14 protein-coding genes are annotated in these 13,771 nt (G+C 50.2%); 9 read left to right on the top strand and 5 right to left on the bottom strand.

What is annotated here, in order from left to right:
* Positions 1-67 precede the first annotated feature (67 nt).
* The 4 genes from yjgA (at position 68) to ACZ5EJ_RS02890 (ending at position 3,330) form a co-directional block, all read left to right on the top strand.
* Positions 68-598 carry a ribosome biogenesis factor YjgA gene (gene yjgA, locus ACZ5EJ_RS02875; RefSeq protein WP_011633786.1) on the top strand — a complete coding sequence of 177 codons (531 nt, stop codon included), beginning with the start codon at positions 68-70 and terminating at the stop codon, positions 596-598.
* A 213-nt stretch (positions 599-811) separates the two neighbouring features.
* On the top strand, positions 812-1,141 hold the full coding sequence (locus ACZ5EJ_RS02880) for a hypothetical protein (RefSeq protein ID WP_240142196.1): 330 nt from the start codon (positions 812-814) through the stop codon (positions 1,139-1,141).
* Positions 1,142-1,165: 24 nt separating this feature from the next.
* A complete protein-coding gene (locus ACZ5EJ_RS02885; RefSeq protein ID WP_011633788.1) occupies positions 1,166-1,939 on the top strand; it encodes an exodeoxyribonuclease III in 774 nt (257 codons plus the stop codon).
* Positions 1,936-3,330, top strand: a complete 1,395-nt coding sequence (locus ACZ5EJ_RS02890) for an AmpG family muropeptide MFS transporter (protein ID WP_176752564.1) — start codon at positions 1,936-1,938, stop codon at positions 3,328-3,330. The genes ACZ5EJ_RS02885 and ACZ5EJ_RS02890 overlap by 4 nt, the downstream gene beginning before the upstream one ends.
* Positions 3,331-3,514: 184 nt before the next feature.
* Here the strand turns inward: ACZ5EJ_RS02890 and ACZ5EJ_RS02895 are convergent, their stop codons facing one another.
* The 5 genes from ACZ5EJ_RS02895 to ACZ5EJ_RS02915 all read right to left on the bottom strand — a co-directional run bounded on the left by ACZ5EJ_RS02895 (position 3,515) and on the right by ACZ5EJ_RS02915 (position 8,132).
* The gene (locus ACZ5EJ_RS02895) at positions 3,515-3,799 is read right to left on the bottom strand and encodes a DDE transposase family protein (RefSeq protein WP_011633790.1); all 285 of its coding nucleotides are present in this window, start codon (positions 3,797-3,799) and stop codon (positions 3,515-3,517) included.
* A 201-nt stretch (positions 3,800-4,000) separates the two neighbouring features.
* Positions 4,001-4,351, bottom strand: a complete 351-nt coding sequence (locus tag ACZ5EJ_RS02900; RefSeq protein WP_074455493.1) for a cytochrome o ubiquinol oxidase subunit IV — start codon at positions 4,349-4,351, stop codon at positions 4,001-4,003.
* Entirely contained in the window at positions 4,348-5,019 is a 672-nt protein-coding gene (locus ACZ5EJ_RS02905; RefSeq protein WP_083331293.1) for a cytochrome c oxidase subunit 3, read from the bottom strand. Before ACZ5EJ_RS02905 ends, ACZ5EJ_RS02900 begins: the two co-directional genes overlap by 4 nt.
* A complete protein-coding gene (locus ACZ5EJ_RS02910) occupies positions 5,016-7,127 on the bottom strand; it encodes a cbb3-type cytochrome c oxidase subunit I (protein WP_074455494.1) in 2,112 nt (703 codons plus the stop codon). The genes ACZ5EJ_RS02905 and ACZ5EJ_RS02910 overlap by 4 nt, the downstream gene beginning before the upstream one ends.
* A 3-nt stretch (positions 7,128-7,130) precedes the next feature.
* On the bottom strand, positions 7,131-8,132 hold the full coding sequence (locus ACZ5EJ_RS02915) for a cytochrome ubiquinol oxidase subunit II family protein (RefSeq protein WP_083331294.1): 1,002 nt from the start codon (positions 8,130-8,132) through the stop codon (positions 7,131-7,133).
* Positions 8,133-8,384: 252 nt separating this feature from the next.
* On the opposite strand from ACZ5EJ_RS02915, the gene galU reads away from it, so the two are divergent.
* The 5 genes from galU (at position 8,385) to ACZ5EJ_RS02940 (ending at position 13,683) form a co-directional block, all read left to right on the top strand.
* On the top strand, positions 8,385-9,272 hold the full coding sequence (galU, locus tag ACZ5EJ_RS02920) for a UTP--glucose-1-phosphate uridylyltransferase GalU (RefSeq protein WP_011633795.1): 888 nt from the start codon (positions 8,385-8,387) through the stop codon (positions 9,270-9,272).
* Between the two features lie 279 nt (positions 9,273-9,551).
* Positions 9,552-10,028, top strand: coding sequence for a hypothetical protein (locus ACZ5EJ_RS02925; RefSeq protein ID WP_143000364.1), 477 nt, complete (start codon positions 9,552-9,554; stop codon positions 10,026-10,028).
* 44 nt (positions 10,029-10,072) lie between these two features.
* The gene (locus ACZ5EJ_RS02930; protein WP_083331296.1) at positions 10,073-10,561 is read left to right on the top strand and encodes a baeRF3 domain-containing protein; all 489 of its coding nucleotides are present in this window, start codon (positions 10,073-10,075) and stop codon (positions 10,559-10,561) included.
* A 19-nt stretch (positions 10,562-10,580) separates the two neighbouring features.
* Positions 10,581-11,939 (top strand): NAD-dependent succinate-semialdehyde dehydrogenase, encoded by a 1,359-nt coding sequence (locus ACZ5EJ_RS02935; RefSeq protein WP_083331297.1) that lies wholly within the window; start codon positions 10,581-10,583, stop codon positions 11,937-11,939.
* A gap of 28 nt (positions 11,940-11,967) precedes the next feature.
* Complete coding sequence (locus ACZ5EJ_RS02940; RefSeq protein WP_074455496.1) at positions 11,968-13,683, top strand: tetratricopeptide repeat protein; 1,716 nt, start codon at positions 11,968-11,970, stop codon at positions 13,681-13,683.
* Positions 13,684-13,771 lie beyond the last annotated feature (88 nt).

The raw sequence follows: 13,771 nt of genomic DNA on the forward strand, positions 1-13,771 counted from the left end.
CCATGCTTATTACTAAGGTTCCCTAAAGCGGGTTATGATACCAGTTTCTTGACTGTTCCCGATACGTGTGACTGTGCCCAACCATCAGCAGGATATTTCCGACTCCGACCTTGAATCCCGGCCGAGTAAGACCCGTCTTAAACAAGAAATGCATGCTTTGCAGGTGCTGGGTGAGCGGCTGGTTGAGCTTGAACCGGCCAGAATAACCGAGTTGGATCTGCCAGAAAAACTGACAGACGCACTGCTTGAAGCCCGCAGAATAACCAGTCATGGTGCGCGTCGCCGCCAGATGCAATTTATTGGCAAGCTGATGCGTGCAATTGATCCTGTGCCTGTTCAGGAAAAATTGGATGCGTGGCAGCATTCCAGCCTGAAGCATACTGCATGGCTGCATCAACTGGAGCGATGGCGTGATCGCCTGATCAGCGATGAGGCGGCTGTGACTGAATTCGTGCAAAGCTATCCACAAACTGATGTCCGGCAGTTGCGTACCTTGTTGCGCAATGTTGAAAAGGAAAAACTGGCAAACAAACCTCCTAAAAGTTTTCGTGCCTTGTTTCAACTATTGCGACAGATTATTCCGGAAATATCGGCGTAGGTGTGTCATTGGGCTGGATTGCTTGCCATGACTAAAATACCACCTTTGCGAACATTGCAGGTGTGAAGTAATCGAGCAAGTTTTGAAAAATTATTTTTAAAATTGCTGAAAATGAGCGAAAAATTCGGATTTGTCTATTGATTTGAAGGAGATTAGCAGATGCGGTTGAGATGGATTGTATGTTCAGTATTTTTGATGTTGATGGTTTTGCCTATGACATCATCGAGTGCCCAGCCAGCTGGCACCAATGCAATAGCGGCGAAGTGCAAAGGCTGTTTGTGCCCGGGTGATCCCTGTCAACTTTGCCGGTTGCCACCGCATACGGATGATCCGATTCCTGAAAATGAGCCAGCAACCTGTCGTGCTATTCGGGAAGCTGTTCCACCAGCGTCATTTCAACCAGGAGAAAATGAATATTTTTCTAATCTGGATAAATCGACCATGATGTGTATTCGCAGTGGTGGTGATGTCATTCCGAACACGCGCCGTGCACCAGGCTATCCGGCACGGGTTTATTGCAAACCGGATCTCACACGGCGTTGAGAATTTATTTACCACTATCATCGCATGAGAATTATCACTTTGAACCTGAACGGCCTGCGTTCAGCAGCCAGCAAAGGGCTTTTCGACTGGCTGCCTCAACAGGAGGCGGATGTAATCTGTGTGCAGGAATTAAAGGCACAGCAGAATGATATTAACGGTGTGATGCGCACACCGGATGGCTATAGTGGTTATTTTCACTGTGCTGTGAAAAAGGGTTACAGCGGGGTCGGTATTTATACCCGTCATGCACCTGATCAGATTGTGGAGGGAACCGGTATTGCGGAAATCGATGCAGAAGGGCGCTTTTTAAGAGTGGATTTCGGAAATCTGACGGTTATTTCAATTTATCTTCCTTCCGGCTCCAGCGGGGAACATCGCCAGGCTGCCAAATTTTTCTTTATGGAGCATTTTTTTCCTCTGTTGCAATCATTGGCGGAAGGTGGTCGCGAAGTGCTGCTGTGCGGGGATTGGAATATTGCGCATAAGGAAATTGATCTCAAAAACTGGCGTTCCAACCAGAAAAATTCTGGATTTTTACCGGAAGAACGCGCCTGGCTGTCTACTGTATTTGACGAGTTAAAACTGGTGGATGTGTTCCGCACAATCAATCCGGAGCCGGATCAATATACCTGGTGGTCCAATCGCGGTCAGGCGTGGGCAAAGAATGTCGGCTGGCGAATAGACTACCAGATTGCTACACCGGGTCTGGCGAGCACAGCAACGGGGGCATCAATTTATAAAACAGAACGTTTTTCCGACCACGCTCCTCTGCTCATCGATTACGACTTCAATCCATGAAATTGGATGCATGCATCGGCTGGTTGCATGCGCTGCGTATCTATACTCACCCGAGAGTACTGGGCATGCTGGTGCTTGGGTTTTCTGCGGGCTTGCCGCTGCTGCTGGTATTGGGCACGTTATCGTTCTGGCTGCGTGAAGCGGGTATTGACCGGACAACCATCGGTCATTTGAGCTGGGTGGGCCTGGCCTATGGCTTCAAGTGGGCCTGGGCGCCGCTGGTGGATCGGATGCCGTTACCGCTGCTCACTCGCTGGCTGGGACGCCGCCGCGCCTGGCTGTTTTTGTCACAGCTTTTGATTGGTGGTGCGTTGATCGGTATGGCCAATACTGATCCGGCTGGAGATTTATCGCGCGTGGTGATTTTTGCACTGATCGTGGCTTTCGCTTCGGCTACCCAGGATATTGCGCTGGATGCCTACCGGATCGAGGCAGTTGCCTTGCGGTTACAGGGTGCGATGGCGGCAACCTATCAGGCGGGTTATCGTCTGGCGATGATTCTGGCTTCAGCGGGAGTGCTGTGGATTGCCGCAGCATTTGATGTTTCCCCGGGAGAATATAGCGCCTTATCCTGGCAAATAGCATATTTATTCATGGCGGGTTGCATGCTGATCGGGGTCATTGCCACGTTGATCATCCGTGAACCGGATGTGCCAGTTGGTCAGTCAGCTATTGTGGATGAAATACAGGTAAAGGTAGCGCTTGCCGGTTTGCACCCGGATGGATTGCCAGCTCAGCTGCTTGCCTGGCTGTATGGTGCAATGATTGCGCCGTTTCGTGATTTTATCGTGCGCTATGGCTACCACGCACTGCTGATTCTGGCGTTGATTGCCATGTACCGGATTTCAGATGTAGTGATGGGCATCATGAGTAACCCGTTTTATGTGGACATGGGCTATACCAAGGACGAAGTGGCCACGATTTCCAAAGTGTACGGCGTGCTGATGACCATTCTGGGTGCCGGGATCGGCGGTGTGCTGATTGCGAAAACCGGTGTGATCCGTACCCTGTTTTTGGGGGCGGTACTGTCCGCAGCCACCAACCTGCTGTTTGTGTGGCTGGTGGGCAGAGGCCATGATGTCGGCGGACTGATATTCACCATTTCAGCCGACAATCTTTCAGCAGGCATAGCCTCCGCCGCTTTTGTCACTTATCTTTCGGGGTTGACACATACCGCCTATTCGGCCACTCAGTACGCACTGTTCAGTTCAATCATGCTGCTGCTACCAAAATTTATCGCCGGTTTCAGCGGCGAATTTGTTGATGCTTACGGCTACGCGGTATTTTTCACCGGTACTGCTCTGCTAGGCGTACCGGTATTACTGTTAGTGTGGAAAGTGGGGCAAATTGACCATGCTGGATCAGTGAAAAATAACTTGCAAAAAGAGTAGGTAAATAGCCAGCCTTCCGGTCATAGGTAGTCTGGGCAATTTGGGTTTGGGTATCCATGGCATCAATCGTGGCGATGCAGCCCTCAAGAGCCAGCGTCTGCGGCAGCGACGGCATCTGAGCCGAGCATCGGCAGAATGCTGCCAACCCAGCGACGGGGTGCTACCTTAAATTCCTCCAGGCAGATCAGCCAGAAGAGACGGTCCAAGGTGTCGTGTAGAGGGTGAGCTTGAGATACTGTCGAAGCCAATCCAGCTTCTCGTTCGCCCAGGCCAGTATCTCATTGATCGTAATTACCAGCACTTTAACCAGATCATGCCGACTTTTCCGCTGCCGAGGATCCGTGATTGATACAAAAACATCTGCCAGACGCAGCTTGCCTTCCGTCTCTATAGGATACCCAAAAAACAGAAAACTACACAAATCAACCTTCTGTGAACAAAGATTTTGTAGCTGATTAATCGTAAACATCTATTTCAGACAGTCAACAACATTGGCATTCGTACGATTACCCTGCATTGGAGAATATGACCCCGTAAAAATTTGAGAAAAGTGCTTAACTATGTGGTCGACTATTGCTTGGCAGGAACAGTTTTCACCGGCGTTGCTATTGAAGTGTGAGAGACAGTTGTTATCGACAAACAAATAGTAGGCCTGCATGACAATCGACTGCTATATGGGTGTCATGCGCTCAGCAAGATTAGCCATAATCCAGATGGTGCCAGCCACCATGATGATCAACAGCGAAGTAGAAAACAGGACCAATAACAGATCCTCACGCTTGCGTTTGCGGTCAAGGTGCAGGAAGTAGCGAAAGTGCACCACGGTCTGCACCAATGCCAGCACCGCGATAGTTATTAACAACGGGTCACGTGCCATGGCTTGCCACTGTACCAGCGCAAAGGGTACCAGCGTGAGACCAAGCGCTAGACCAAACCCCCACACGTAAGACATGAAATCACGCCGCTCATTGGCCGTGAGCGCGTTGGTCGCGGATGTCCGGGTAACAATAGGTTCACTCATGCCAACCCCGCCAGATAAACTACTGAAAAAATAAAGATCCAGACAATGTCCAGAAAATGCCAGAACAGTGCCAATCTGAGTAGCCCTAGCTTGGTCTCACTATCCAGGCCATGAACGGCGATTTGCCCCAGCATGCAAACCAGCCAAATGCAACCTGCCATCACATGCAAGCCATGCAGCGGCACGAGACCAAAGAAGCCCGATAAAAAGCCGCTTTGCGTGGGCAGGCCGTCGGCAGCAAACATGGCACGAAAATCATTCAGTTCCATTCCCAGGAAAACTATGCCAAGCACCAGTGTGATCAGCAGCCAGCCGACCAAGCGTGATGTCGGGTGTTTGTATTTCATGGCGATTGACGCCATACCGAACGTAAAGCTGCTCGTCAGCAACAGCAGTGTTTCAATGAAGATGGGACCCAAGTAGTACAGTTCGCGCGGGCCAGGGCCGTCTGCAGTACCTTGCAGCAAGGTGGCGTAGGTAGCAAAAGCCATTCCGAAAATAATGGCGTCGCTCATCAGGAATACCCAAAAGCCAAACACAGTTGCTTCGGCCTGGGTATGCGCATCCGAGTGTTCGGCCCCGAGGTTCAGGCCCGGGTAGATAAAAATCTCCTTGTTCTGGCGTGCGTCAAGGTAAAATTCCAAGCGCTTGAAAAGCTCTGAGATCATGTGGGCACCTCTACGGTTTCAATCGCGGCGCGCCCTTTGTTCGCGGCCGTGTGCTCTTGGCTGCGCTTGATCGGCAGCGCCAAGCGTGCAGCCTGAATCCAGTGCCGATGTGCCCGACAGACGGCTTCTGCCGGGATGATTTTAAGTATGTCACGCTGAAAGCCGTGCACCACCAGGGTGCCAATCGTTATCAATCCTGTCAGGATCACGAGCCACCAGATTTGCCATACCAGCCCGAATGCTAACAAGAAGCTAGTGCCGCCAAATACTGGACCCATTGCGCTGTTCTGCGGTATTTCGATATTGACGTATGCATCGGGTTCCTGATAGCCGACGCCAAATTCCTTGGCGGCGGTGAAAGCATCGCGATCGTTGATACTTGGAACAACTGGGAAATTGTACTCCGGCGGGGGCGCTGATGTGGCCCATTCTAGGCTGCGCCCATCCCATGGATCACCCACAAAAACTCGGTTCGCTTCGCGATGTTTGATTGAAACCCACAACTGAATTACAAGCGCCATGAGTGCTGCTGCAACCAGTAGAGCACCTACAAATGCAACGATTTCCAGTGGTACGTAGCTAGCCTGTTCGTAGGCAACACTGCGGCGTGGCAACCCCATCAAGCCCAGAATGTACAGCGGGAAGAATGCACCCATCCAGCCAAAAATCCAGCAGTATGCGGAAATTCTTCCCCAACGTTCATCCAGGCGAAACCCGAATGCTTTGGGAAACCAGAAGGTATAACCCGCCAGCATGCCAAACAGTACGCCTGGTACAGCCATATTGTGGAAATGTGCCACCAGAAAAACGGTGTTATGCACTTGATAATCCAGGATGGGATTAGCCAGCATGATGCCGGTAATGCCGCCAATCACGAACAGAAAGATGAACGCCAACGAATAAATCATGGGTACACTGAAGCGTATGCGACCGCGAAGCATGGTCCACATCCAGTCATAAATTTTGACTCCGGTAGGAATGCCGATCAGCATGGAGGCAATCCCGAACACCGCGTTGATATGGCCCGATTGACCCATGGTGAAGAAGTGGTGCAGCCATACCAAAAATGACAGGAATGCAATCGACATGGTTGCCCACACTAACGATTTATAGCCAAACAGAACTTTACCGGAGAAGGTCGAGAAGATCTCGGAATAGACACCGAAGGCAGGCAAAATCAGAATGTAAACTTCAGGGTGACCAAAGAGCCAGAACATGTTGAGGAAATTCATCTGATTGCCGCCCAGGCCGTTGGTGAAGAAATGAAAATCGAGGTAGCGATCCAGTGCTAGCTGTAGTGTCACTACAGTAAGTGGAGGCATGGCAAAAATCATCATGATAGCGGTGCATAGCGCGGTCCAGGTAAAGAGCGGCATGTAATAAAGCTTCATGCCAGGCGCACGTTTTTTGTAAATGGTGACGGCAATGTTGATGCCGGTGAGTGTGGAGCCCAAAGAAGCCAGTGTGAGTGACCAGATCCAGTAATCAACTCCGATGCCCGGGTTGTATAAGGTTTCGGTATAGGGGGGGTAACCAAACCAGCCACCGGTAGAAAAAGCTCCGACGACAAGTGAAATCATCACCAACGCAGCACCTGCTGCAGTTAGCCACAGGCTGATGGAATTGAGTATCGGGAAAGCAACGTCGCGTGCGCCGATTTGTAGCGGTACGACATAGTTGATGAGCCCCGTGAGAAACGGCATCGCCATGAAGAAGATCATAATCGTGCCGTGCGTACTGAAAAGCTGGGCGAAGTGGTCGGATGAAAGAAAGCCGCCACCTAATCCGACTGCGCCCTGTGCGCGCATCAAAACCGCTTCAGCGATGGCGCGCGTTAACATCACCAGTGCCAGCACTACATACATGATCCCAATCTTCTTGTGATCGGTGCTGGTGAGCCAGTCGAACCACAAAGTGCGCCAGGCGTGGTAGCGCGTCAGCAATGCCATCACCACCATCACGCTGATGATTACGAGCGCGGCTGCAAAACTGCCTAGAAGCCCGTTAATAAAAATATCGCTATCATCGCTGCTGAGCATGGCCAGAAACGGAAACGAATCCGCACCCAGAAGTCCTAGCGGATGATTGAAAATGGTAGTCCAGCTCATAGGCTATTGACCCTTAGTGATCGCAGGCGCCAGCGCGGTTGACGGCAATGGTTTCTCATCCATGACTGACATCACTAAATCGGTGAAGAAATTAGCTTTCACGCCAGTGAAGTAAACATTACCATCGAGGACTGGAGCTGCTGGTGCCAGCGCTGTGCGCAGCTGTGCCTTGGTTCCTTGTGTTGCAATGGCGTTCAATGCGGCTGCATCGAACGGGATTCCGGTAGCGCGGACTTGCTGCACCCAGGCATCAAAATCTGTCAGCGTCATCGCCACAGCGACAAACTTTTGCTGGTGGAAGCCATCGCCGCTATACATGGTGTTTTCACCGAGGAAGTGGCCCGGCCGGTCGGCTTGCAGATTGAGCTGTGTGACCATGCCGCCCATGGCATAAATCTGGCTGCCTAATGCTGGAATGAAAAATGATTGCATCACCGTGGCTGAAGTCAGCTCCATGGTTAGCGGCTGCTCGGCAGGAAACGCCAGCATGCCGACGCTGGCAATGCCTTGCTCAGGATAAACAAAGAGCCACTTCCAATCGTAGCCAATTACCTGGACATGGGTTGCTGGTTTACTGGACGCAAGGGTGTGATAAGGGTCAAAGCGTTCTGTATCTTCCCATACCAAGACGCTTAAAAAAAGAACAATGGTGATTGGGATGCCCCAACTGAAATATTCGAGTGGTTTGAAGATCTCCCATCGTGGCACGTATTTGGATTTGGTGGCGCCATAGCGATAGTGCCATGCAATCCACGCCGTACTGATAAACACAGGCAGCGCAATCAGAATGAAGAGGATAGCCACGACCAGCCAGAAATGTTCACTTTGAGCTGTCGCAATTGGGCCTTGTGGATTGAGGAAGCTCAAATGTTCGGCACTGTTACATCCTGAGAGCAACAAGAGTGCAACATAATGAACAGACAAAGTGCCGGTTTGTCGTAAGCCAAGGCCATGCATGTGTAGCACAGACTCTGGCGTTGTGGATTTGGGCATCACTGTTTTCATTTGGCTCTGCGTCGATAATAACTACAAACTACGATCAACCAGTCCTACATTAGATACTCATGCATATTGACCAGTTCAAAAACTGGCTTGCAGTATGATTCATCTACCAGAGCAATTTATTGCTTCGTATTGATCGGGGTTCAGTTTTGTGCATCCATGTCATAACATAATATAACTATGCCGGCTTCATCATAGGAAAATTAGTGCCGATCGGGTATCCTTATTTGAATTTGAACAAAATAATCTTCTATCATGAGCGTAGTAAAAAAAGCTGTATTCCCGATCGCAGGTCTTGGCACCCGCTTTCTACCTGCAACCAAGGCATCTGCCAAAGAGATGTTACCAGTCGTAGATAAACCGTTAATTCAATATGCCGTTGAAGAGGCGTATGCTGCCGGAATCCGACACATGATTTTTGTGACAGGCCGCACCAAGCGTAGCGTCGAAGATCATTTCGATACGGCCTACGAGCTGGAAAATGAGTTGGAGTTGGCAGGCAAGACCATGTTGCTGGATGTCGCTCGCGGTATTGCTCCCGATGATATGGTCTGCACCTATGTACGTCAATCCCGTGCGATGGGGCTTGGTCATGCGGTGCTGTGCTCAAAAGAGCTGGTTGGTCATGAACCCTTTGCAGTATTACTCGCTGACGATTTAATGATTGGGAAGCCTACGGTAATGGCGCAGATGGTTGAGCAATTTGCCAAAAGGCAAGCCAGCATCCTGGCTGTTCAGGATGTACCACGTGAACATACCAGGCGCTACGGAATCGTCAGCGGCCGTAGTGTGGCGCCAGACCTTGTGGACGTCAGCGGAATTATTGAGAAGCCTGCTCCAGATGTTGCGCCTACAACGCTGGCCGTTGCTGGTCGCTATGTTTTGACCCCGGGTATTTTTAAAGAGCTGGAAAACATGCCTCACGGTGTCGGTGGCGAAATTCAGCTTACTGACGGTATTGCCCGACTTTTGCAACACGAGAAGGTTTTTGCTTATCGCTACAAAGGTGTTCGTTACGATTGTGGAAGCAAGCTGGGATTTTTGCAGGCAACAGTAGATCTTGGCGAGTGCCACGATGAAGTTGGGGCCGAATTTTCAGCATGGCTACAACAACGCGACGTACATTTGAAGGCTGATAATTAATTGTTTAAGGTGGTGTCTGGATCTGCTCTTACTAACGATGCCTGAAATGTAAGTCCCCAATTGAGGATTTACATTTCAGGCTGAATTCCATCATTTCATGATTTTATATTTTCATAAGTTATAAACTGTGGGGGTTTATTTCTGAAATTTTGTCTGAACTGTTAAGGAGTTCTCATGAACCTGCAATGACTCCTGAGCCAGCTTAGCAATCATCAAAATGATCTGGCCATCAGCATTTTGTTGCCCACTCATCGGACTTATCCTGATAACAAACAAGATATGATCACGCTGAAAAATATAGTCAAAGAAGCTGAGGAACGGTTATATACCCAGCTTGATAAGCGTGAGGCCAAGGCAATTATCGATACCATCAATAAAGAAATCGATACACATAATCACAGCTACAATCTCGATAGCCTGGGTATCTTTGCGAATCGTCGTAGTGTAACTGTTGTACGCTTGCCGTTTACGGTCAAAGAACGGGTGATTATTAATGATACCTTCGCCGTGCGTGATCTTGTACGAGAAATAAATGAAGCTGTTCATTATTATATACTGATCATTGCGCGTACATCCGCACGACTGATCGAAGCATTTAACGATCGCCCAATCCATGAATTCGGCCCGCAAACTACTTTGCAAACGGGTAATAATTTTCCGATGGAGAGCCCGTTTTCGTTCGCTGCAGAGGGATTGGATCGTGCCCAAATTCCCGATGATACAGGCTACCTCAAGGAATTTTCTTTAACCGCGTAGATAAAAGCTTACAGGAAATTCAGAACAATCCCGAGCGTAAACGTTTGCCGGTAATTATCGTCGGCGATGCGCGCAATGCAGCCTTTTTCAAAGAGGTTTGTGACCAGCCAACCGATATCGTCGGAGAAATCACCACTATGCCTGATTTAAAGGTACCTGCTGAAAAAATTATTCCGGAAGTGCAGGCCATGCTGGTTGAATATCGCCTCAACCGGGCAAAAACAGCCCTGCATCATCTTACCCAGGCTCGCGACGCTCATCAATTACTGACAGATTTTTCCACTATTTTCCGTGCTGTGGCCGAAGGAAATGCAGCGCGCTTGTTCGTGCGTCAAGGCTATATTCAGCCGGGCATCATTGATTTTGACCAAAAGATCGTTACTGTTCACGATGATGCTACTGCATCGGATATGACAGATGATGTGGTGGATACATTTATCGAGCTGGGCATGCAACAGGGTGGTGAAATCTGCTTTTTGTCAGCTGAGCAGCTGGGAGAAGAGAAGCCGCTCAGCTTGCAGACAAGATATTAATTGGTTTGTAGAGAGAGTCATGATTCTGACAACAAACCCTGCAACCGGAAAAATACTGCGAACGTACAGGCGCTATTCCGAAACGATGATCTTCAGTGCGCTGGAACATGCGCATGCGGCTCATCTGGCATGGCGGCAGACGCCTTTGTCTGAACGGGCAGGAGTGCTGCTGAAACTGGCAGAAGTTCTGCGAAAGAAATCCGAACAATATGCCCGACTGATGTCAGAGGAAATGGGCAAAACCAGTCACGCAGCACGGGCGGAAATCGAAAAATGTGCCTGGTGCTGCGAAGTGTATGCAGCTAACGCTGCAACCTGGCTGGCTGAGGAAGAGGTTGCAGCAGATGGCCGAAAACATCGTATCGTTATTGAGCCGCTGGGGGTCATTCTGGCGGTTATGCCCTGGAACTTTCCGTTTTGGCAGGCGATTCGTTTTCTGGTTCCGACACTGCTGACAGGCAATGGCGCTTTGTTGAAACATGCCGCCAATGTCACGGGATCTGCCCTGAATATTCAGGAGGCAGTAAGTGAAGCCGGGTTTCCACAAGGGCTGTTCAGCACGATTCTCGCTTCTCATGAACAGGTCGAACAGATTATTGCTCATCCGTTATGTCAGGGTGTTTCACTGACTGGCAGCGCTGAAGCGGGCAAAATTATTGCTGCCACAGCCGGAAAATACCTGAAGAAAATCGTACTGGAACTGGGGGGTTCTGATCCCCTGGTTGTACTGGCGGATGCAGATATTACCGCTGCGGCAAAGGCAGCGGTAACCGGGAGATTTCAGAATAACGGGCAGAGCTGCATTGCCGCGAAGCGCATCATCGTTCTGCGGGAGGTACAGGAAGCATTTACTGCAGCGTTACTGGCTGAAGTTGAAAAACTGGTGGTGGGGGATCCGCTCGACGAAAAAACGGATATTGGTCCGCTGGTCAATGAACAGGCCGCAGAAAAAATGGAACAATTCGTGGCTGATGCACTTGCGAAAGGTGCGGTGGTACGAACAGGCGGCAAACGTCAGGGGGCTTATTTTCCGCCGACTGTGTTGACCAATGTGACTCCGGATATGAATGTACTGACCGAAGAAGTATTTGGCCCGGTCGTGCCGGTCATCGTCGCTCAATCCGTGGATGAAGCCGTTGCATTGGCTAACAGTACCCGGTTTGGCCTGGGTGCGAGCGTATGGAGTCGTGATCTGGTGTATGGCGAGCAGGTCGCACGCAAACTGGAAGCAGGCGCCGTGTTTGTCAACAGCATCACCAAATCGGATCCGCGCATGCCTTTTGGCGGCATCAAGGAAAGTGGTCTGGGGCGTGAGCTTTCCCGGTGGGGATTGAGAGAATTTGTCAATATCAAGACCATTAACGTTTATGATAGCTAGAGATAAAAACCATACAGGAGAGACTCACATGCCTATTTCAAAATTCATATTGGTCGGCTGTATGCTGACAGTTGCCGGGATTCCCAGTGCATTTGCGCATACCGGTCATGGCGGCAACGAGATGCCTGCCACATACGGACAGGAATCTGCTGTACCGACGACGGATGAATCGCTGGCGGACGAACGGCAAGCCTCGGCACTCCTGAATCTCGGCACACATACCTTCCCGGTCAGTACACAAAACAAGCTGGCGCAACAATTCATCAATCAGGGAATTAATCTTGCCTACGGCTTCAATCATGCGGAAGCCGGTCGTGCATTCAAGGAGGCAGCCCGCCTGGATCCCGGGCTGGCAATGGCCTATTGGGGACAAGCACTGGTGCTGGGCCCCAATATCAATGCAGCAATGGATGCCGGTGAAGAACCGTTGGCGGTGAAGCTGATCAATCAGGCTAAATCACTCATGACCACAGCGTCGCCGAAAGAGCAGGCACTGATACAAGCACTGGAAAAACGCTATTCAGGCATGGCCGAAGCACGTAAAGTCAACGATAAAGCGTATGCGGATGCCATGCGTGAGGTGCATCATCAGTTCCCGGATGATCCGGATATTGCCATGCTGTATGTAGAATCTACCATGGATCTTCGCCCTTGGGGCTACTGGATGCGGGATGGTTACCCGTTTGAAGGGACAAATGAAATTGTCGCCTTGACTGAAGATATGTTGCGTCGCTACCCGAACCATCCGGGGGCGCTGCACATGTATATTCATCTGATGGAGCCCACCTCCAATCCAGAACGAGCTGAACAGGCAGCGGATAAATTGCTGACACTGATGCCACAAGCCGGACACATGATTCACATGGCTTCACATATCTATCAACGTGTAGGCCGCTATGCAGATGCTGTAAAAAGTAATCAGATGGCGATCAAGGCGGATGAGGAATATATCGCACAGTTCAAGGCGCAAGGGCTGTACCCGGTGGTGTACTATCCACATAACATTCATTTCCTCTGGTTCGCGGCTTCAGCTAGCGGTCAGTATGCACTGGCACTTAAAAGTGCTCGTGACGCGGCCAGTAAAGTGGATGATAAGTTACTGAGTCAAATGCCTTTTACTGCAATTTTCCGGGTCTTACCTTACTGGACACTTGCCCGATTTGGCCAATGGCAAAGCGTACTTGCTGAACCGGCTCCGCCTGCGGATAACGCCTTTCTCACAGGAAGCTGGCATTACGTGCGTGGCCTGGCCTATATAGCGATGGGACAATTACAACAGGCCGGGATGGAATTAGCGCAATTGCACAAAATTGTAAAAGATCCTTCACTTAATACCCCGTTGCTTTCTCAAAATACGGCGTACAACGTATTGCGAATCGCCCCTGAAGTACTGGCAGGCGAACTCGCCGCTGCACATGGAAAACTTGATGTCGCCATTGCCCACCTGGAACGGGCAGTCCGACTTGAGGATGGCCTAGTCTATACAGAACCTGCTGAATGGCATTATCCACCACGGTTGGCATTAGGAGCGATTCTACTGGAAGCAGATCGTCCCGATGAAGCGGAGACCGTATACTGGGAAGATCTGCGGCGCAACCGCGATAATGGTTGGGCACTGTTTGGTTTGCAGCAAGCTTTACGTGCTCAAAACAAAACAGTAGAAGCAGATGTGATCAAGGCCCGTTTCCAAAAAGCATGGGAACATGCAGATATCCCACTCTCTGCTTCACGTATGGGATGGTAAAACGGGGTAAAGATTAGCGTGAGTGGCTGTAGCTCACGCTAGGAGTGGTGGGTAAACAGGCTTTATCTATAATCATCCAAGACTGAAC

It is taken from the genome of Nitrosomonas sp. TNE100, from assembly GCF_055387135.1.

What these genes read in the sequence shown, in the direction of transcription:
- ACZ5EJ_RS02880 (WP_240142196.1), top strand. Translation starts at nt 812, where the DNA reads ATGACATCATCGAGTGCCCAGCCAGCTGGCACCAATGCAATAGCGGCG.
- ACZ5EJ_RS02885 (WP_011633788.1), top strand. Translation starts at nt 1,166, where the DNA reads ATGAGAATTATCACTTTGAACCTGAACGGCCTGCGTTCAGCAGCCAGC.
- ACZ5EJ_RS02890 (WP_176752564.1), top strand. Translation starts at nt 1,936, where the DNA reads ATGAAATTGGATGCATGCATCGGCTGGTTGCATGCGCTGCGTATCTAT.
- ACZ5EJ_RS02895 (WP_011633790.1), bottom strand. Translation starts at nt 3,799, where the DNA reads ATGTTTACGATTAATCAGCTACAAAATCTTTGTTCACAGAAGGTTGAT.
- ACZ5EJ_RS02900 (WP_074455493.1), bottom strand. Translation starts at nt 4,351, where the DNA reads ATGAGTGAACCTATTGTTACCCGGACATCCGCGACCAACGCGCTCACG.
- ACZ5EJ_RS02905 (WP_083331293.1), bottom strand. Translation starts at nt 5,019, where the DNA reads ATGATCTCAGAGCTTTTCAAGCGCTTGGAATTTTACCTTGACGCACGC.
- ACZ5EJ_RS02910 (WP_074455494.1), bottom strand. Translation starts at nt 7,127, where the DNA reads ATGAGCTGGACTACCATTTTCAATCATCCGCTAGGACTTCTGGGTGCG.
- ACZ5EJ_RS02915 (WP_083331294.1), bottom strand. Translation starts at nt 8,132, where the DNA reads ATGAAAACAGTGATGCCCAAATCCACAACGCCAGAGTCTGTGCTACAC.
- galU (WP_011633795.1), top strand. Translation starts at nt 8,385, where the DNA reads ATGAGCGTAGTAAAAAAAGCTGTATTCCCGATCGCAGGTCTTGGCACC.
- ACZ5EJ_RS02925 (WP_143000364.1), top strand. Translation starts at nt 9,552, where the DNA reads ATGATCACGCTGAAAAATATAGTCAAAGAAGCTGAGGAACGGTTATAT.
- ACZ5EJ_RS02935 (WP_083331297.1), top strand. Translation starts at nt 10,581, where the DNA reads ATGATTCTGACAACAAACCCTGCAACCGGAAAAATACTGCGAACGTAC.
- ACZ5EJ_RS02940 (WP_074455496.1), top strand. Translation starts at nt 11,968, where the DNA reads ATGCCTATTTCAAAATTCATATTGGTCGGCTGTATGCTGACAGTTGCC.